The 19,842-nt window shown below is 46.7% G+C and carries 13 protein-coding genes; 3 read left to right on the forward strand and 10 right to left on the reverse strand.

Annotated elements, in window-relative coordinates; translation table 11 throughout:
* Positions 1 to 1,731 (forward strand): family 43 glycosylhydrolase, encoded by a 1,731-nt coding sequence (locus BMZ72_RS13730; RefSeq protein ID WP_089809197.1) that lies wholly within the window; start codon positions 1 to 3, stop codon positions 1,729 to 1,731.
* Between the two features lie 234 nt (positions 1,732 to 1,965).
* A complete protein-coding gene (locus BMZ72_RS13735; protein ID WP_089809199.1) occupies positions 1,966 to 4,365 on the forward strand; it encodes a glycoside hydrolase family 2 protein in 2,400 nt (799 codons plus the stop codon).
* A 124-nt stretch (positions 4,366 to 4,489) separates the two neighbouring features.
* Here the strand turns inward: BMZ72_RS13735 and BMZ72_RS13740 are convergent, their stop codons facing one another.
* From BMZ72_RS13740 to lysA, 4 genes are all read right to left on the reverse strand, one after another.
* Positions 4,490 to 5,032, reverse strand: coding sequence for a DUF1349 domain-containing protein (locus BMZ72_RS13740; RefSeq protein ID WP_089809201.1), 543 nt, complete (start codon positions 5,030 to 5,032; stop codon positions 4,490 to 4,492).
* A gap of 356 nt (positions 5,033 to 5,388) precedes the next feature.
* The gene (locus BMZ72_RS13745) at positions 5,389 to 6,222 is read right to left on the reverse strand and encodes a DUF4846 domain-containing protein (protein WP_218155245.1); all 834 of its coding nucleotides are present in this window, start codon (positions 6,220 to 6,222) and stop codon (positions 5,389 to 5,391) included.
* A gap of 114 nt (positions 6,223 to 6,336) precedes the next feature.
* On the reverse strand, positions 6,337 to 6,990 hold the full coding sequence (locus BMZ72_RS13750; protein ID WP_089809204.1) for a suppressor of fused domain protein: 654 nt from the start codon (positions 6,988 to 6,990) through the stop codon (positions 6,337 to 6,339).
* 33 nt (positions 6,991 to 7,023) lie between these two features.
* Entirely contained in the window at positions 7,024 to 8,331 is a 1,308-nt protein-coding gene (gene lysA, locus BMZ72_RS13755) for a diaminopimelate decarboxylase (protein WP_089809206.1), read from the reverse strand.
* Between the two features lie 102 nt (positions 8,332 to 8,433).
* Between lysA and BMZ72_RS13760 the strand changes: the two genes are divergently transcribed.
* On the forward strand, positions 8,434 to 8,736 hold the full coding sequence (locus BMZ72_RS13760) for an ArsR/SmtB family transcription factor (protein ID WP_089809208.1): 303 nt from the start codon (positions 8,434 to 8,436) through the stop codon (positions 8,734 to 8,736).
* 94 nt (positions 8,737 to 8,830) lie between these two features.
* On the opposite strand, the gene BMZ72_RS13765 is transcribed toward BMZ72_RS13760, so the two are convergent.
* The 6 genes from BMZ72_RS13765 to BMZ72_RS13790 all read right to left on the reverse strand — a co-directional run bounded on the left by BMZ72_RS13765 (position 8,831) and on the right by BMZ72_RS13790 (position 19,840).
* Positions 8,831 to 11,086, reverse strand: coding sequence for a GH92 family glycosyl hydrolase (locus BMZ72_RS13765; protein WP_089809210.1), 2,256 nt, complete (start codon positions 11,084 to 11,086; stop codon positions 8,831 to 8,833).
* A gap of 94 nt (positions 11,087 to 11,180) precedes the next feature.
* Positions 11,181 to 11,759, reverse strand: coding sequence for a collagen-like triple helix repeat-containing protein (locus BMZ72_RS13770; RefSeq protein ID WP_143087690.1), 579 nt, complete (start codon positions 11,757 to 11,759; stop codon positions 11,181 to 11,183).
* A gap of 89 nt (positions 11,760 to 11,848) precedes the next feature.
* Entirely contained in the window at positions 11,849 to 12,886 is a 1,038-nt protein-coding gene (locus BMZ72_RS13775) for a PorP/SprF family type IX secretion system membrane protein (protein WP_089809215.1), read from the reverse strand.
* Between the two features lie 3 nt (positions 12,887 to 12,889).
* Positions 12,890 to 14,650: an OmpA family protein gene (locus tag BMZ72_RS13780; protein WP_089809217.1), complete on the reverse strand. Its 1,761-nt coding sequence runs from the start codon at positions 14,648 to 14,650 to the stop codon at positions 12,890 to 12,892.
* 18 nt (positions 14,651 to 14,668) lie between these two features.
* Positions 14,669 to 15,676, reverse strand: a complete 1,008-nt coding sequence (locus BMZ72_RS13785) for a PorP/SprF family type IX secretion system membrane protein (protein WP_089809219.1) — start codon at positions 15,674 to 15,676, stop codon at positions 14,669 to 14,671.
* 48 nt (positions 15,677 to 15,724) lie between these two features.
* Positions 15,725 to 19,840: a PKD domain-containing protein gene (locus BMZ72_RS13790; protein ID WP_089809222.1), complete on the reverse strand. Its 4,116-nt coding sequence runs from the start codon at positions 19,838 to 19,840 to the stop codon at positions 15,725 to 15,727.
* Positions 19,841 to 19,842: the final 2 nt, after the last annotated feature.

Consider the following 19,842-nt stretch of genomic DNA (forward strand, 5'->3'; position numbering starts at 1 on the left):
ATGAAAAACACAATCTACCTTATTTCCCTGCTTTGTATCTTCACTACGGGAAATGCCCAGCAACGTACCTACTGCAACCCCATCAATATCGACTATGGTTTTACGCCTATTCCCAACTTTTCCGAAGCCGGCCGGCACCGGGCTACGGCGGACCCAGTTATTACTTTATTCAAAGGTGATTATTACCTGTTTTCCACCAATCAGTGGGGATACTGGTGGAGCAGTGATATGTCTGACTGGCATTTTGTACCCCGGAAATTTCTTAAACCCTATCACAAGGTCTATGACGAACTATGTGCACCTGCGGTCTTTGCCTTAGGCGATACACTGCTGGTCATCGGGTCGACCTATGAAAAGAATTTTCCCATATGGATGAGCACTCATCCCCGTACAGATGACTGGTCGGAAGCAGTTGATTCTTTCCGCGCCGGGGCCTGGGACCCGGCCTTTTTCCTGGATGATGACAACCGTCTGTATCTCTATCATGGATCAAGCAATACTTATCCACTTTATGGACAGGAGGTAGACCGGCATACCCTGCAACCTATCGGGGAGCGGCATGATCTTATCAGTCTACATGATGACAAACATGGTTGGGAACGTTTCGGGGAGTATAACGACAATAACTTTATGTCCCCCTTTATGGAAGGCGCCTGGATGAATAAACACAATGGTAAATATTACCTGCAGTATGGCGCTCCCGGTACAGAATTCAGTGGTTATGCAGATGGCGTATATGTCAGTGATCACCCGCTGGGACCTTTTACCTATCAGGCGCATAATCCCTTTAGTTATAAGCCGGGTGGCTTTGCCCGGGGCGCTGGTCATGGCGCTACCTTTCAGGACAAAAACGGGCACTGGTGGCATGTATCGACGATAGTAATCAATGTGAAGAATAACTTCGAAAGAAGGATCGGGATATGGCCTGCCGGGTTTGACAATGACGGCATACTTTTTTGTAATACCGCTTTTGGCGATTATCCACATTATCTTCCCGGCGAACCCGAAAGCGGACAATTTACCGGCTGGATGCTGCTGAATTATCAACATCCCGTTTCGGTCTCTTCCACCTTTGGTGCTTTTGCTGCGAATAATGCAGTGGATGAAAGCATCAAAACATACTGGTGTGCCGCGACTGCCAATGCCGGTGAATGGATACAGACCGACCTGGGAAAGATAGCAGCTGTACATGCGGTACAGATCAATTATGCGGATCAGGATGCCGACATCCTGGGGAAACGGACCGACATCTATCATCAGTACCGTTTATGGCATTCTACGGATGGTAAAAAATGGCAGCTCTTACACGATAAAAGCCGGAACAAAACGGATGTACCGCATGACTATATCGCGTTCACGCAGCCTGTTAATACCCGGTATATCAAACTGGAAAATATCCATATGGCGAATGGTAAATTCGCCGTCAGCGGATTAAGAGTATTCGGTAAGGGAAACGGACCTGTGCCGGCAGCAGTAAAGGACTTCATCGTATTGCGCCAGCAATCTGACAAGCGGAATGCCTGGCTGAAATGGTTTCCTTCCGGTGACGCCTACGCCTATAATATTTACTATGGCATTGCCCCCGACAAACTTTACAGCAGCATTATGGTCTATAATGCCAGCGAGTACTATCTGAAAGCACTCGATAAACAAACTACCTATTATTTTACAATTGAGGCCCTGAGTGAAAATGGTATTGGCAAAAGGAGTCCGGTGATTAAAATTGAGTGATTATCAATGTATTTTAGTCAAATTTTAGTATCTTGGTCTTTCGAACGACCAGAAAAGTTAAGACCAAAACAATCGCATCCGCAGACAGGACAACGAATTCGCACGTTACCAATTCACCAATAAATACTTATTAGTGTTATACCTCAACGATGATCTTTTATCTAACGCTGCGTAATCGATTACACTGAGGCGGAAGCATGATTCCACAACAACTAAAACCAATCAATTACAGCAATGAATCTGATTAAGACTGCTAGTGTATGTTTATTGAGTGTCGCGCTTGGTCAGGCCGTTATGGCACAGACCGGCTGGAAAGCACAGTCCTCAACGATCAAAACCCGTTGGGCGCAGGAAGTCTCCCCAACCAATGCCCTTCCGGAGTATCCCCGTCCACAGATGGTGCGCGAGAACTGGCAAAACCTGAATGGCCTGTGGCAGTATACCATTACCCCCAAAGACGCCGCCACACCATCCGCTTTTGCGGATCAGATCCTCGTGCCGTTTCCACTGGAATCTGCCTTATCAGGTGTAAAAAAGCCGCTGTTGCCTACGCAGAATCTCTGGTATAAACGCACGTTTGTACAGACGCCGCTGAAAAACGGTGAACATGTATTGTTACACTTCGGCGCCGTAGACTGGCAGGCAACCGTCTATGTAAATGGTAAAGAAACAGGTACACATGCCGGTGGTTATCAGTCCTTCTCACAGGATATCACCGCTGCCCTGAAGGACGGAGAGAATGAGATCGTTGTGAAAGTATATGATCCTACCAGTGAAGGTATCGGCCCTCATGGCAAACAGGTGCTGAACCCCGCTAATATCTATTATACCCCTTCTTCCGGTATCTGGCAGACCGTCTGGATGGAAACAGTACCTGCTGCCTATATCGCAGGACTGACCCTTACTCCTGACGTAGACAAGAACGTACTGAATGTGAGCGTAAATGCGCCGGCAGGTACTAACGTCGAACTGATCGCCACGGATAACGGTACAGAAGTAAGTAAAATAAAAGGCAAAGCAGGCGTGCCTTTAAAATTGCCTGTTAAGAACGCAAAACTGTGGTCTCCTGCCAGTCCGTTCCTGTATGACCTTACAGTAAAACTGAGCAAAGGCGGCAAAACAGTAGACGAAGTAAAAAGCTACTTCGGTATGCGCAAAATCGCTATCCAGAAAGATGAAAAAGGTGTTGACCGCATCTTCCTGAATAATAAACCATACTTCAACCTGGGTACCCTCGACCAGGGTTTCTGGCCTGACGGACTGTACACCGCCCCTACTGATAATGCGCTGAAATTTGATATCGAAGCCATTAAAGCAATGGGCTTTAATACCATCCGTAAACATATCAAGGTAGAACCAGCCCGCTGGTATTATCATACAGATAAACTGGGTATGCTGGTATGGCAGGATTTCGTGAATCCTAACCAGGGATTACCGGAAGGCGCTAAAGCGGAATATGAGAAAGAAACCAAAGAAACGCTGGAGCAACTGCATAACTATCCATCTATCACTACCTGGGTGATCTTTAACGAGAAATGGGGTGCATACGATCAGCAGCGTATCACTGAATGGGTGAAAAGTGCAGATCCTTCCCGTATTGTAAATGGTCACTCCGGCGAAATGCTGTATGTGAACGAACAACTCCGCAGCCCCTCTCCTAATGCCTGGGTAAGCGCTGATATGACCGATGTACACTCCTATCCTGACCCAATGAACGCACCTGCCGAACCAGGTAAAGCAAGGGTATTGGGTGAGTTTGGCGGTATCGGCGTATTCATTCCTGAGCACCAGTGGAATACCGGCAGCGCCTGGGGTTATATACAGGAAAAACCGGCTGCATTAGCGGCTAAATATACCATCATGAACCAGCACCTGAAACTGCTGGAAGCAAATGGATTGTCCGGCTCTATCTATACACAGCCTTTTGATGTGGAAGGTGAGCAGAACGGTTTATTAACCTACGATCGTGAAGTGGTAAAGATCCCGTTTGAACAGATGCGTAATATCCATGCATCCCTGAACCCTGATCTGGGGACTGTACCACAGGTAACCGCTATGAATGCCGACCTGACCGACCCGGTAGTCGCTTACAGCAAAATGCTGCAGGAATACGTAGGTGGCCGCCGCGATGCATCATTCCTCTTTAAGCTGGCCATGATGGCAAAACAGGCTGGCGATAAAGAAGGTGCGAACCTGGCCGGCAGTGCCTATATCGCTTCATTACAGGCTCCTTATACGCCTGAACAGCTGGATCTGATCCTTCAGTTCACCAACAGTACAAAGGACAAAGGTTTCGCTGTATTACAGCAACAATTACAAGCCAGCAATTCTCAGTTAGATAAAAGGCCGGTTACTGTGAAACTCATGAACATCGTTTTCAAAGATGTGATCGATCCGGTATTGCAGAAGAGCACTGATCCTGACTGGTCAGCGATTGCCAGCAGCATCAAACCTTATGGCGATCCGGGTGATGAGATCTATCTGCGTGCTAAAACAGTGTATACTTTCAATAAACAGGACTGGGCTAATTATGCTTCCGCAGCAAATACCTACCTGGAAAAATATGGACAGAACATTCCTGAACAGGAAAGAAATATGTTCCGTCAGGCTATTGACAACAATAAGAACCAATAATCATTAAAAGACAGTGGTTGCCTTTTATAATCAGCCTGTTACAGCAATGTAACAGGCAATTCTCTCAGGTTAATCATTAAAAGACAACAACAGGAATGGGCTGGTTCTTCTGAACCGGCCTTTTTTAATGCTCCATCTCCCTTACCTGAAAGTTCTCAAACACCACTTCAAACGATTCCTTTCCCGGAGCTGCCGCCACGATACCAATACCCGCTTTTACATCGGGAGGAAAATAAGCTAATCGCAGCATCTCGTATTTCACACCATCAAAAGAATATTTTATTTCTACATAATCGCCCTTTCTGAGTAAGGTAAGCCAGATGGCCGGCGGACTGTCATGTCTGGGTACTACTGACCAGTCGGAGACTTCACGGGTCACGACAGCGCTTACATTCTGTACACCGTCGACATACTCAATACCGGTTTTGATCCAGTTCTTTTCGTCAATACGGATCATTAAACCAGCCTGGTGAAATAGCTCTTTATACTGTCCACTGATCTTTACGCTGGCTTCAAAATTGCCTGCTACTTCTTTATAGTAAAAGGGACCGTTGTCACGGATAAACCCATAGTGTGTGATCCGCCAGTAATCGGTATCTGGTTCAATGGTACAGCTGAGTTTTGCTTCATCGCCTGACCAGTTTTTGGGTTCATTATTCCACTTCATTGGATTGTTTTGAGCGAATAAAAAAAGTTGGTGAATAATAGAAAGGAACGGGTTACATCATTGCAAAATATTCAAATTTACGGGAACTGCAAAAGCGGTGTGGTATGCCGGGAAAAGCTGACATTCAAAAAGCCGGCAGGGAGACTAATGTGTTTTGCCAAAACTGCAAAAGCAGCATACTATACCCAGAAAGATAAACATTCAAAAAGCCGACAGGTAGACTAATGCATTTTACCAAAACTGCAAAAGCAGCATAGTATACCCAGAAAGATAAACATTCAAAAAGCCGGCAGGCATACTGATGTGTGGATCAGTAGCCTGACCGGCATTGCATGGTATAGGGAGTGACAATCTTATCAGAACCTCATGAGCTGGTTCCAGTCAAAAATCCATTCGGGAGTGCTTAATATTTTTCCGCCGTTATATTGGTACCAGGGGTTTTGATCCCTGGCTGGATTTTGCAGTATGTGGATATCCTGTGCGGGCATATAACTTTGCGCCAGCAGAAAGGTCTTCTGGCCTGCGTTATTGACACCCATATCCATTACGATCACCGCATGACCGGGAGAACCTCCACGGATAAATACATCACCGATATTGATAGCAGCAGGACTATTGACAACATTCAGCTCTTTGCTGAGTGATAAGGTACCGGCATAAGAGAAAACGGTCTGCAAAAAATCAGCAAAACAGGCATCGCCTTTACAAGGTGCAGCCGTCAGCTGTTTCTGTAAACGCCCCTGTTTTACAGGATAGCGATATCCTTTCATCCAGCTGCTATAGTCCATCAATGTACCGTCAGTCGCATGAAAAGCGATCTTCGTATACTGATGCGATGCATATAAATACTCTGCATACAGGCGGATCACAGCATCAGCACATTGCTGTAAGTCTTTTTTGCCTACAGAGATATCCAGCACAGCATATTGGGCGGTCTGATTCCCTTTTCGCTGGCCATTATACAGGTATACGGTATTGTCTGCTTTCAACGGAATTGTCCTGAGCCATTCACCAAATGATCCTTTCGCTACAGGCTCTCTTTTAAAACCAGGCGGCAATGATAACTGCCCTACTGTTTTAGCGGGAGCGACTGCTATCGGATGCGGTGCTTTGGCCTGTAAATATTGCCAGGACAGTACGGCAACCGCGGTAACAAACATGGCCACAAAGGCCCAGGATAAGTACTTCAAGGCAACAACGTTTTTAATAGGATGCGGGTAACAACGGAATTCCATAAACTGGTGTTAACTTTTTCTTAAACAGTCTGCAAAAAAAGAGCCCGCTTTTTATGCGGGCTCTTTCAATTAGTCTGCTCTGTCGAGATCTGTGATCAGCAACGGGTTATATTCCCGCATCTCACCGATCAGTTTTTCAACTTCACTGGTCTGTGGTTTAGCCAGTAGCCGTTCAACTTCTTTTTTTGTTAGTCCTACCATCTGCAGAAAGGTCACTTCACCATGCGGTGTATCGATCACACCCAGTTCAGGATCAGGGACAAATGCAAGTCCTACGATATCCGTTGCCGTTTCTAATCTGATCGGCCCGTTTGCAGGTACAAAGTGATAAGGTTCAAACCAACGCTCGCTTTTGTATACGTAGCGGGCCAGATTATTCATCATCCGGATTGCCCATCCGGGATCACCTTCATCTTCTGCAAATGGTTTTAAGCGGAAGGTAAATTCGAAGCCCCATTTACTGAATTCCTTACCAGCCTGTTCTTCATCATAATATAACTGCGACATGCCGTAGCTGATGAGGTGCAGGTGTTTCATCTGCTTTTCGCTGTCATAGATGCTGGTACCATCAATAGGGTCTTCTCCTCCGACCATGAAATGTAAAGGTGGCGCATAATGCCTTGGTTCCCGTCCCGGATAAATACTGTCCAGCTGTTTGTCAATTGCCAGCCAGCCCACAGCATCATCGGCCGTGAACAGTTTACTGTACTCTTCCTTTGTCATAGGTGATTAACATTTAACAATTGGTGATTAACATTACAATTCTTGTCTGATCATTTTTCTCACCAGATCCTGCTGGGTTTCACGTTCTCTGATGATATATATTTTGTCTTTATCGATCATTACTTCAGCGGGTCTCACATGCAAATTATAATTGCTCGCCATTACCATACCATAGGCGCCTACAGTAAATACAGCTACATAATCTCCCTGCTGTAATGGCGGCAAAGCGCGTTCTTTCGCCAGGTAATCGGATGATTCACAGATAGGTCCTACCACGTCATAAGTTGTCAATCCTTCCTGCTGTACCGGATAGTTCCTGTTTGCCAGCAGATGCTGTGCTTCAGGTTTAACCGGCCAGATGAAGTGAAACGCATTATACATTGCCGGACGGATCAGTTCCGTCATACCGGCATCCAGGATAGCGATGTTCTTATCGCCGGACTGTTTAATGTACAACACCCTGGTCACCAGGATCGCCGTATTCGCAGAAATAGACCTTCCCGGTTCCAGGATGATCTTAAATCCTTCATGCTTTACGTATGGCTCCAGCAACTCAATGATCGGACCGGCAAAGCTCTCCCAGGAGAAGTTGTCGTTATCCATATAATTGGCCGGGAATCCACCACCGATATTTAATACTTTCAGGATGATATTCTTTTGTTTCAGCGATTCTGTCAGACCTACCATCTTACGGATACATTCTTCGTAAAATGTATAAGACGATATCGGTGAACCAATATGACAATGCAGGCCCCTGATCTTTACATATGGATGGTCTGCATTCTCTTCTATCAGCGTTTCCACGTTCGCATAGTCAATACCGAATTTTGCCCCTTTATAGCCGGTACGGGTCTTTTCATTTGTCTTTTCATCGGTGATATCGGGCTGTATACGGATCAGTACACTCACCTCTCTTTTCAGTTCTCCGGCGAGTTCCTGTACCCTTGCCAGTTCCTGCTCCGATTCGATATTGATATAACCAACCTCACTCAGGATGGCGTCAGTGATCTCCTCATCGGATTTACCGACACCTGCAAAAACTACTTTGGAGAGGTCAGCATTGCTCTGTTTTACGACAAACAGCTCTCCCCCGCTCACGATATCCATACCAGCACCCAGGGCAGCCAGTTCATTGAGCAGGTGTACGTTATTACTTGATTTTACCGAAAAACAGATGACTGGATCCAGCTTCTCAAAAGCACCATAAATCTTTTTATAATGCAACCTGAGCGTGTTCGCAGAATACAGGTAAAAAGGAGTCGGAAGGCCTTTGGCCGGCAGACTGTCTACGGGAACATCCTCGCAATACAGTACGCCATTCTTATATTGAAACAGATCCATAAAAAATTATCTATAAAACATTAAGATAGCAGAAATTATTGTTATGAAAACATTATAAAATCGCTACGACTAAAAATCGGGGAATTCCGATACCTTTGTACTATGGATCAAGTAGACGTTTTTAAGGCCTTATCCAATAAAAAAAGGCTCGAAATATTAGCCTGGCTGAAGGAACCGGAAAAACATTTCCCTAAACAGGAATGTGGTGAGTTTGCGAAAACAGGTGTATGTGTGGGACACATTCAGCAGAAATCAGGATTGACACAATCTACTGTGTCTGAATACCTGTCCTTATTACAGCGGGCTAATCTGCTGATAGCTACCCGTTTAGGGCAATGGACGCATTACAAACGAAACGAAGAAGCAATCAGAAAACTGGGGCTTCACATCCAGGAAGAGCTTTAATTCATTCAGATATACCTTATTTCAGCTATTAAAGAAAGATGCCTGATCGGTCAGATCAGGCATCTTTCTTTTTATTGTCCAATAGTCACAAAACTTACTTTGCAGCAGGGCTGTAATTCAGAGAAGAAGGCGGTGCTGCCTGCTCTCCGGTACCCCATTGTTTATTAGGCGACTCGTCCATTACCAGTTGCAGTACGCCACCTTTCAGCAGGTCTTCATGTGTAAACCAGGGAACATTGAGCGGCTGACCGTTCAGCGTAGCACGCTGGATATACTTTTTAGTAACAGAGCTACCTGGCGCTGATACGGTGAATGTCTTACCGTTGGCCAGCTTGATCGTGATCTCGGAGAATACCGGGCTACCGATGTTATACACCGGAATACCAGGTGTTACCGGACAGAAACCCATCATCGAGAATACGACAAATGCGGTCATACCACCACCATCTTCATCACCCGGAATACCAAACAGGTTATCTGTGTACCAGGTATCCAACAGCATGCGGATGCGTTTCTGTGTTTTCCATGGCGCACCTGTATAGTTGTACAGATAAGGAATGTGGAAACTTGGTTCATTTCCCATTACAAACTGACCTACCATACCTGTCGCATCCGGGAAGGTATACCAGAGACTGTATTTGCTACGACCCAGGTTTTCACGGAATAACTGGTCCAATTTTTCCTCTGCTTTTGCTTTTCCACCCATCAGGTCAAATAAGCCGGTCAGGTCATGCTTTACATCCCAGTTATAGGTGTAGGCGTTGTTTTCTGTGAAATAATCACGTCCGCCCTGTCCACCGGAGAACTTAGGATCAAAAGGTTCTATCCAGTTACCGTCTGCATCTTTCGGCCACATAAAGCCTTTATCTGCACGGTATACATTTTTGTAGTTAGTAGCACGTTTCATGAACAGCGGAATATCTTCCGGATGACCTGCTGCTTTCGCCAGTTGCGCGATACACCAGTCGTCATAGCTGTTTTCCAGTGTTACCGCTACTGCCTGACGGCGTTCAAAATCATGTACTTCCTTCACTGTTTCTTTTTCATCCGGTTTCAGGGAAGGCATATAACCATGTTCTGCGTAGAAAGCATCCAGGGAGGTAGCAGGACCGTTTCTCCAGGGCAGTAAAGTAGCCTGTAGAGAGTTCTTTTTCAGTCCTTCGTATGCTTTTGCGATATCGAAATTGCGTACACCTTTAAACCAGGCATCTGCCATCCATGCCGCTGCGTGGTTACCCGTCATACAAGGCATGTCGCCGTGTGCTACTGCGAATGAAGGCATCCAGCCACTCTGCTCATACATATCTACATAAGAGCGGATCTTATCGGCTTCCATTTCCGGATTTAACAGTGTCTGGAGTGGTTCCAGGGCGATATAGGTATCCCATAGCCAGTTATCCACATAGAAGGGTTTGTCGGAGGTATGTACCTTATGATCGTAGGCGCTATAGTACTGACCGTACTCGTTGATATTCACCATACGCTCATAAGCGCGGTACAGGGAGGTGTAAAATACCCGCTTCTGTGCGTCTGTACCACCTTTTACATTGATCTGCCCCAGTACCTTGTTCCAGGCTGCTGCACCCTTGATAACGAGCGGAGAGATATTCCATAAAGGGATCTCTTTCTTCAGGTTAGCTTTCGCCTGTTCAACGCTGATAAAGGAAACACCGTAGCGTACTGCTACTTTCTGCGGATTGTTACCTAATGCAGCAAACAGGTGCTGCTTCTTATCTCCACGATATTCTGTACCGGTGATATCAGCATTCACTTCCGCATAAAAATAAGCGCTCATCCCGTTGAAGGTTTCCCGGCCAGTGATAGCACGTTTGCCATCTACGGTCAGTTCTCCGTCACGGTTGAGAATGCTTAATCTCAGGTAATGAGGGGTATTACCGGCGAAATCGATCTCAAAATATCCGCTGTGTGCTGCAGGCGCAAATGTTATCTCGTCAGTATCATCCAGATATGCAGAATATTTGCAAGGTGATACTTTCTCCCGGTCATATACACGCGAACGTTTCCAGTTCTCAGTCGTCACCTCACCGGAGAGAGGCATAAAGCCAAAAAGGCTTTGCTGACGATGGGAAGCTATTGTCAGTGGAAAAAAGTCGATCTGATCTTCCAGCTGATCTTTACGGGAAGGGAACACCCTCACCATACTGTTGGGCAGATACATCGCGGGCCTGGTCGGCTCCAGTATCAGTCCGACACTACCTATAGTAGGGTCTACATAAGTTAAATTTCCTGTAGGTTTCCAGATGCTGCTTGCACCCACCTGAGCCAACGCTGACGTGGTAATTCCTAAGAATAAAATGGCTGTACTTATCAAGTACCTGTTTCTTTTCATTAGATTCCTTTTTGCATGATAGGACAGGTAAAGTACAAATGAAAAAAGAGACTCCAAAGCCGGAGTCTCTTTTTTATGACCTTTTTACTATTTCTTAGTCTTTCAGGTGCAGATAAGCTTTTACCTGTTTGTAGTCATTCCAGTCGATACCAGCCGCTTTACGGGCTTCAGCACCACCAGGAATGATCACATATCTGTATTGCTGATATTTTGCAGTACCATCTGTAAAAGTGTTGAACGGACCATTTGCCAGCAGCGTGATCAGACCAGTGGAAAAAGACGGGCTGATGGTAGCGCCGGTCACCGGACTAACATATGGCAAAGGCGCGATATCTTTTTCTGCGTCAGAATAAGTATTGATAAATACTCTTACATCGCCGGTAGACAGGATCTCGTCAGTGATCTTTTCGGCTTCGATCTGTGCGCCGAAGAAGATCGTATCCAGTACGCCATTTCCGTTGTCATCTGTTTCTTCTTTCACAGCGGTGAAGGTGACGTCCAGCCAGTCAGAATAGAGAATACCGGAAGTCGCATCTTTACCAGGCGTACCGGCAGGACCAGTCGCACCAGTATCACCTTTTGCGCCCGCAGGACCCGCTTCACCATCTTTACCACATGCACCGAAGAAAATAATACCGCATAACATTAAAGCATACAATGACATCTTTCTCATGTTTCGATTTAGGTTTTGAATTTTAAGTTAAAGTGATTGAATTATCTCCATCTGATAGTTTCCGTTGAAGCAGCAGTGCTGCATATGAATTACCACATATTACGCGGACACAGGTCCGCAAAGCGATTCCCGATCATAATACCCAGGACAATTTCATGAGAACCATGACTGGCAATGTTCAGGTTGGAAGTTGTATAGTCATACGAATAGCCGATGTTGAAAGTGGCATTAACATTAATCCCCACCATCGCGGCAATACCATCATTATAGCGGTAAGAGCCACCTACCCAGATACGATCACGGTATTGCAGTTTGGCATTCACATCAAAGCTGACAGGCAATGCAGTTACATATTTGATCATGACGGATGGCAGCAGGCTCACGTCCTCATTTACCCACAAACGGTATCCTGCTGTCGCGAATAAATGCGGTACCAGTTTGCCCCTGTAGACACTGTCTCCCTTTACCTTTCCATCATCAAAACCGATCCCCGAAGGCACCACATTCTGGGCGGAAATACCGGCGAAATATTGCGCGGAATAGAGATACAGCCCCGCACTTACATCCGGCCTCCACCGACCTAAAACAGTACTGGAAGCAATCGCAGGATCGGAAGGGTTCTGAAACTGTAAGGCAGTTGCATCCAGGGAGATACATTGTGCACCGACACTGATACCTGCACTCAGACTGGTACCCGGTGCGATCCCGATATGATGTGCATAGGTACCGCTGACAGAAAACCGGCTCAGCGGCCCTGTCTTATCATTCAGGATGGTAAATCCTGCACCAGCATGTGAAGGAGGCGCTGTATAGGTTTCCCAGTAGGCCTTTCCGCGAGGATTGGATCCTTCCGGATTAAACCCTGTGGCAGATGCCTGCGGATAGTCTGTTTTACGCAAAGGACCGTGTACAGTCAGATAGGTCGTAACCGGACTACCATTCACACCCGTCCACTGGTGACGATGACTGGCCTTTACATCCCAGTAGTTTTCTATCCCCGCTACAGCAGGATTAATGATAAACGTGTTCAGTACATACTGTGTATAGTGTGGTTGCTGTTGCGCCAATACCTGTACCGGCCCCGCCAGTACAAGTATTATCGCTGTTATCATGCCCTTCAGCTGCATACGCTACTGTTTTAAGATCCTCAGTTCGATACGTCTGTTCAGTCTTCTGCCTTCCGGATTGTCTGTTCCGTCAGGGTTGGTATTCGGGGCAACCGGTTTGGTAGCGCCATATCCCTTGTATTGTAAACGTTTCTTATCGATGCCTTTTTCCACCAGGTAAGCCACACAGTTCAGGGCACGTTTTTCTGACAGTTGCTGGTTGTAAGCAGCAGAACCGGTGTTATCCGTATGTGCACTGATCTCTATTTCCATCTGCGGATGCTCTTTCAGTAAGGCCACCAGTTTATCCAGTGCCGGATGAGAAGCAGGCGTCAGTATAAATTCGTTCAGTTCATAGTAGATCTCCTGCATGGTAATAGCTGTATTCACCGGCGCACGCAGGATCGTGTCTGCCAGGGTTGGCGGAGGCGTCACTGCTACTACAGGTTCTTCTTTCACAGGCGGTGGCGGCGGCGCCAGGTGCAGACTGAATAACTCCAGGCAACATTCTGCAGAACGGTCAGAAGAGAACCAGGCATCTTCCAGGATATATTCCGATTTGCTGCGGCTGAAGAAATACATATCGTCCTTCACATCGTTCACCGGATAACCGAAGTTGACAGGTGTTTCCCATTTCGTCAGACTACCTTTTGCATAGTAGAGGTCAAAACCTCCCATACCTGTCCGGCCATTGCTGGCAAACACCAGGGTACCGGAAGCAGGATGGAAGAAGGGAGCTTCTTCATCTGAAGAAGTATTAATGGCTGGTCCAAGATTTTGTACAGACAATGGTTTACCCGCAGCATCCAGTTCGGCGCTCCAGAGGTCATATCCACCAAGCCCTCCTGCCCTGTCACTCGCAAACAACAGATGACGACCATCAGGCATAATAAAAGGCTGTTGTGTATTAGCTCCTGCTGCATTGATCACAGCATCCAGTTTCACCGGTTCGCTCCATTTATCACCTTCCTTACGGCTGGTATAGATAGCGGCAGATTTCTTACCATCTGCGGTTGTCCATTGGGTGAGGTACATCACATTGCCATCAGCAGCGATACTCACCGCACCCTGATGGGTCTTTGCTGCCTGTGGAATACCGGCGCGGCTGGTAACAGCAGCAGTATCCTTTGCCAGATAGATACGGTTGGTGTAATTTGATTCTTTGGTAGAAGTATATAATAACTGATCACCTGCCCATACAGGCGCATAAGAAGCGCCGCCGGCATTAAGCGCGGCGGACGCCTTTCTTATATGGTAATCGGACTGCTCTTTTTGTTGTAACTGCTCGCGGATAAAAGGCAGGTTACGCAGTTCCTGCGCTGCCGCAGTACTGTATGCATCCTTCTTATCGTAGCGGGACAGAAAATCTTTGAACGCAGATTCAGCGGCATCATACTTTGCCAGTGAACGTAAACTTTCTCCGTAGTAGTAAGCGGCCAGCGGGAAACGGGTACTATCCGCAGCTACTACTTTTGCAAATAAAGGCGCTGCCTTGTCATGATCATGTAAGTGACGATAACTATCACCCAGCTGATACGCTGCCAGTACTTCATCCGCAGATGGTGCAGGCTTTGTAGTGCCGCCTGGCGCTGTATACGGACTATACCCTTCTTTGGCAACGGCTTTGGTATTCACCGCCAGGTACTTTTCATAGTACATAGAGGCTGAATAATAATCTGCCTGTTTGTAATAGCTGTCCGCTGCTTTCAGATAACTTACTTTATGTTGCGCCCATACCAGCTGCATAGCGGCCAGGCCTATCACTGTCAGAAATACTTTCTTCATGTTGTAATCTTTTTTTCTTTATAACCTTGGACAAACGAAATCACCGGCTGGTGTTTTCACTGATTTCCTGCCAATGAATGATAAAGAGAGTTCGAAGCTGTTATTACCTCTTGTGATCTTACCCAGATCGGAAGAATTGACGTCATAGCTCAATCCGAGCATGAAGCTTTTATAGCTTACACCCGTATAGACAGAGAAGGCGTCTTTGAGACGATAGTTCGCACCCAGCATCACATCTGTTTCACCGGATACAGCGTATTGACCATAAGCGCCCAGCATCTTCTCGGAAGCAGCGCCCTGTTTCATATACAATACGTTGGGCGTAAGACTGAACAGTTCTGAGATCGTTACTCTTACACCGGCATGTGCAGTTGTACGCATTGGTATGCGGGCATCGCCGGTAGCGCTGAACTGATCACTCGGTTTATTCAGGTGCATCACAGAGAATCCACCATAGAGATTATATTTCTTACCTGGTTGTGCATCATAATACAATACACCTGCACCCGCATCAAATGCTGCGGAAGTAGTTTTGTTAAACATGTCGTTGGTAGCCTGACCGGGATTGTAACCGGTGATAGGATTCCACTGATCACCAAAGTGGAGTTTAGCAGGATCAAATCTGCGCTGGATCAGTCCCACCTGCATACCAAACACTACTCTGTGTTGTTCGAACGCACCAAAGCGGACACCGGTATAAGAAGCACTACCGTAGGCAGTCGTATAGTTATAACCACCATCGCCCGCTTTCTGATTGAGTACGCTGGCGCCGAAGTTGATATTTTTATTTGTCTTTACTTCCCCCGCAATACCATAGGTTTTAAAAGGGCTGCTCACACTTCCCCACTGAGAACGGTAGATGGCAGATACACGGTAATCACCATCAAATACACCTGTCAGCGCAGGATTCAACCATGCCGGATACACATAGTAACCGGAGAAGTGCGGGTCGGATTGCGCCTGCAGCTTTTTACCGGTCAGGCCCACTAAGCACAGCATCAACAATGCTTTGGTAAAAGTTCTCATGATGTCAGCTTTTTTATTTGATCAATGTTTTTAAATAGTTGTTTATACTTATCTCACCAACACTACATAACCAGCCAGCGGCGCAGATCCATTCTTTATCTTTATGACATAATAGTAAGTTGCCAGTGGCAGGGGATGCCCATTCATCATACCATCCCATGGTGTGTTATAACCGGTGGACTGGAATACTTTCTGTCCGTAGCGGTTAAAGATCTCAACAGAACACTCCGGATAATCAGACAGATTGGTCACTACCCAGGTATCGTTGATACCATCTCCATTTGGAGAAAAAGCATTAGGGATCTTTACTTCCTTAAACACTTTTACAGACAGGTCATCACTTGCCGTACAGCCACCCAAACCTGTTGCCGTCAGGGTATAGACGCCATCTGCTGTTACTGTCAGCATAGGTCTCAGGATATCCGGATTAGACAGATCAGTAGCAGGTGTCCATCTGAAGGTGAGTTCATTCTCATTATTCACAACAGGCGTAAACTGTATCACAGATCCTTCTGCTACTACGAAAGAAGGACCAGCATCAACTACAGGTTGTAAGTACACAGTTACCGGTGCGGTAAATGGCTCGGAGATACAACCGGCAGTACTTGTGACTGTCAGCTGTACGGTATAATCCCCTGGTTCCTGGTATCGCTTCACAGGGTCTGCGATATTATCTGAACTACCATCTCCGAAATCCCAGGCCCAGGCATTGATGGCGCCATTATCCACCGTACTGTTATCGGCGAAGAAATTGTCCGTACCCTGACATAATGTATCAGGAGAGGCTGTAAAAGCAGCTGTAGGTTTATTGAAAAATGCGCTGAGTGTTTTTGTGGTATCGTGTGTACAACCGTAAGCAGATACTACCGATAAGGTCACATTATAATTACCAGCTGCTGCGTAAACATGTGAAGGGTTTCTGTCAGTCGCAGTAGCGCTGCCATCACCAAAACTCCACTGGTAAGTATTCGCTGCTGTGGATAAGTTAGTGAATACCGCATTCCCTTCCGGCATACAGATCGCAACAGGGAGATTGAAGTTGGCGACGGGTAATGCATGTACAACCGTGTTCTTTGTCGTCGTATCGCTCACACAACCATTATCGCTTACGACAGATAGTTTTACAGCATAATTACCTGCAGCTTTATACAGCTGGTCAAAAGGATTGCTGCTGTTCTGTGTAATAGTAGTACCATCTCCCAGCTGCCAGTTCCAGGTAGTAATACTACCACTACCTACCGTAGACTGATCGGTGATAGTTACTACACTTCCCAGGCACACATCCGCGGTAAGCGAAAATTCAGCTGCTGGTGCTGGCAATACACTAATGTTGGCGGTAACAGAGTCTTTACAACCGCTATCCGCAGTGAACACATACGTAACGGTATGTGTTCCGGCACCTGCTGCCGACGGATTGAAATTGCCGGCAGCATCAATATACGGGCCCCGGTAGATACCGGCCCCGGTCACGCCATTCGTAACCCCGGCAAGCGCAATGGACACGGTGCCCTTTACGCTTTCGCAAACAGCTGGAATACTCGCATAGGTCAGTACAGGCTTTACATTGAAAGTAGCTGTCACCAACGTGTCTTTCACACAACCGTTTACGGTCGTCACACTGTGCCGGATTTTATAGGAACCATAGTAGGTATAGGAATGCAAAGGATTTTCTACTGTAGATGTATTCGGATTACCAGTTGTTGCATTGGTATCTCCGAAGTCCCAGGCATAGGAGGCAATTGCCTGGCCATCAGGAGCTGTAGCCGTACTCGTAAACTGTACCGGTGTACCTTGTGCGATACAATCATCCGGGTAGGTAAAGGAAGCTACCGGCGCGGCGTATACAGTCACTGTTTTCTTCACGGTATCACTCACACACAGGTCGCTTACTTTCACGACCTGGCTGACTGTATAGGTTTTATAGTCGGTATAGGTGGCAGTTGTTGCTGCGTTGGTAGTGTTGGTTGTATGAGTACCATTACCAAAGTCCCAGTTCCATTCTTTTATTGGCGCCGGACCAGCATACGCCGCATTATCATTGAAAGTAACGGTACTACCAGCGCAGATTGCCGCAATTGTAACGGCAAAATCTGCCACCGGTTTGTTATAGACTGTCAGGTTAAAGCTTGTATCTGCTACGCAGCCATCTTCTGTAGCTACCGCATAGGTTACAGTTTGTGTACCGGCACTCAGGCGCTGGCCCGTCTGCTGTAAAGAAGATGTTACGCCACCCGGGAAACCCCATTTCCATTGCGCCAGTTTATAGCCATTGCTGCTGTCTTTACCGGCGAAATAAGCCGTATCCAGTTCACAGGCAGTAGGGAAAGTATAGGCAGCAACCGCGTCTGGTTTTCCCTTTACCGCTACCGTAAAGTTAACTTCCTCTGTATTGTTACAGTTGTCGATATGCGGCGCTGTGGATAATACGGTGATATCATAGTAACCAGCATTGGGGAATTTATAAGGCTGTGGTAATGTATACTGGTAATACTGCACGCCTTCAATCACCAGTTGCTTAGCCGGAGCCGGTGAGTTCTGCACAACATCCGCAGCAGGACTGATATTAGCGCCCAGCTTACTCAGCTGCCATTCCAGTTTTGCAGGCTGATAGGTCAGCAATACAGAGAGATCCAGTGGTGTATTCACACAGGTGAATGGGTGCATTGGTTTGGAGGTATCTGCCTGGTTGTGGATCTGTCCGATGGCATTCAGATTATTGATAAAGGTACCTGCATTGTATCCGTAACTCTCAAAATCACCCAGACCATAGGTAGTAGCATTAAAAGCAGAGTCACTCTGGACGGTGCACTGTGCAGCAGCAGCTATCCAGCGTTTCACTACTACAGTATATCCCGGCAGATTCGGATGGGGGTAACTCAGGTCAAAAGTAGGCTGGCCGTCTATTTTCAGCGAAGGGATACCATTGTCAGGGATGACGAGTAAGAGTCCGTTCACTTCGATCTTTTCCACATTATTCCTGTAGAAGGCTACCTGCTTAGTAGCTTGTTCAATCGGACTGAGGTAGATCATTTCAGGGTCTCCTATACCCGTGGTATTCGGACAACCACCCTGAGAGGCCATAAACTGCGCCAGCAATACCGGTTTATCTGCTTCGATGTAATCGGCAGTATTACTGGTGAATTCGTAAGAAGATTTGGATAGTCCTGTCAGTACAACACCGTTACGTTTTACAACAGTGGAAGGGTCTTTAACGACTACTTTATATAAGTTAGTCTGGAAACTGGAGGCTACTCTGCCGGAGATAGGTGCTGTCAGGTAACGTTTTCCCCATGCCTGATAGGGAAATACCTGCTGCATGTTATTATCTCCGCTGGTGCCTGCGGTACTACCCGGACAATTGATACTTGTACGGCTACTACCGGAAAATACGGCTATGGGGAAACATTTACCGGATGCGTTGGCGATGGAGCGGACAGTCGTACCTGTCAGTTCTTTTCCTTTACCACCACCGAGCGGCGCACCTACCAGCTGGTAGATATCGCCTTTGTTGAGTGTCACCGTAAACGGCACGTTAGCTGGACGACCGTTACGGCTCGACTCTGAGGGGTTAATCTCAACCATCGTATTGTCTTCCTTAGCGACGACATACATCCAGGAAAAACAGTCATTTGCAAAGCTCTGCTGGCTATTTAATGAGATATAAGAGTAGCCCCAGGTAGATACCGGCATCAGCATGGTAGCACCGGAGGATACACTTCCGAAAATGTGTGCATAAGCAACGATCGGTACGTCGCTTGTGATATGAATACCTTTGTTACTAAAGACCCCTTCCCCACCGGTACCACCGTAGGAAGGCGGTACGGAATACAGTCTGGCATCTACAGAGCCGGCCTTGGGAATGAGATCACTTACGATCACTGTGTTAGCGGGAATACTATATGTTCTTGACCATGCGGTTCCATCAATGCTTATGGTTACGTTGGCAGCTTCTTCTGCGCTCAGGTACACCACCATGTTCTGGCTATTGGTGAAGCCCGGTTCCATAAACTGATGGTGTCCATAACCAACCCAGAATTCCTTACCTCTGTTGGACAGTCCCTGAGCCATCGCGCTAACGCCGCACAGTGTGAGTAAGCAGGCAGCAGCGCCTGTACGGACTGCTGCCTGCATGTTTTTGAAAATGTTGGTTACGAATGTCGTCATGG

The sequence above is a fragment of the Chitinophaga sp. YR627 genome (assembly GCF_900114995.1).
Classification (GTDB): Bacteria; Bacteroidota; Bacteroidia; order Chitinophagales; family Chitinophagaceae; genus Chitinophaga.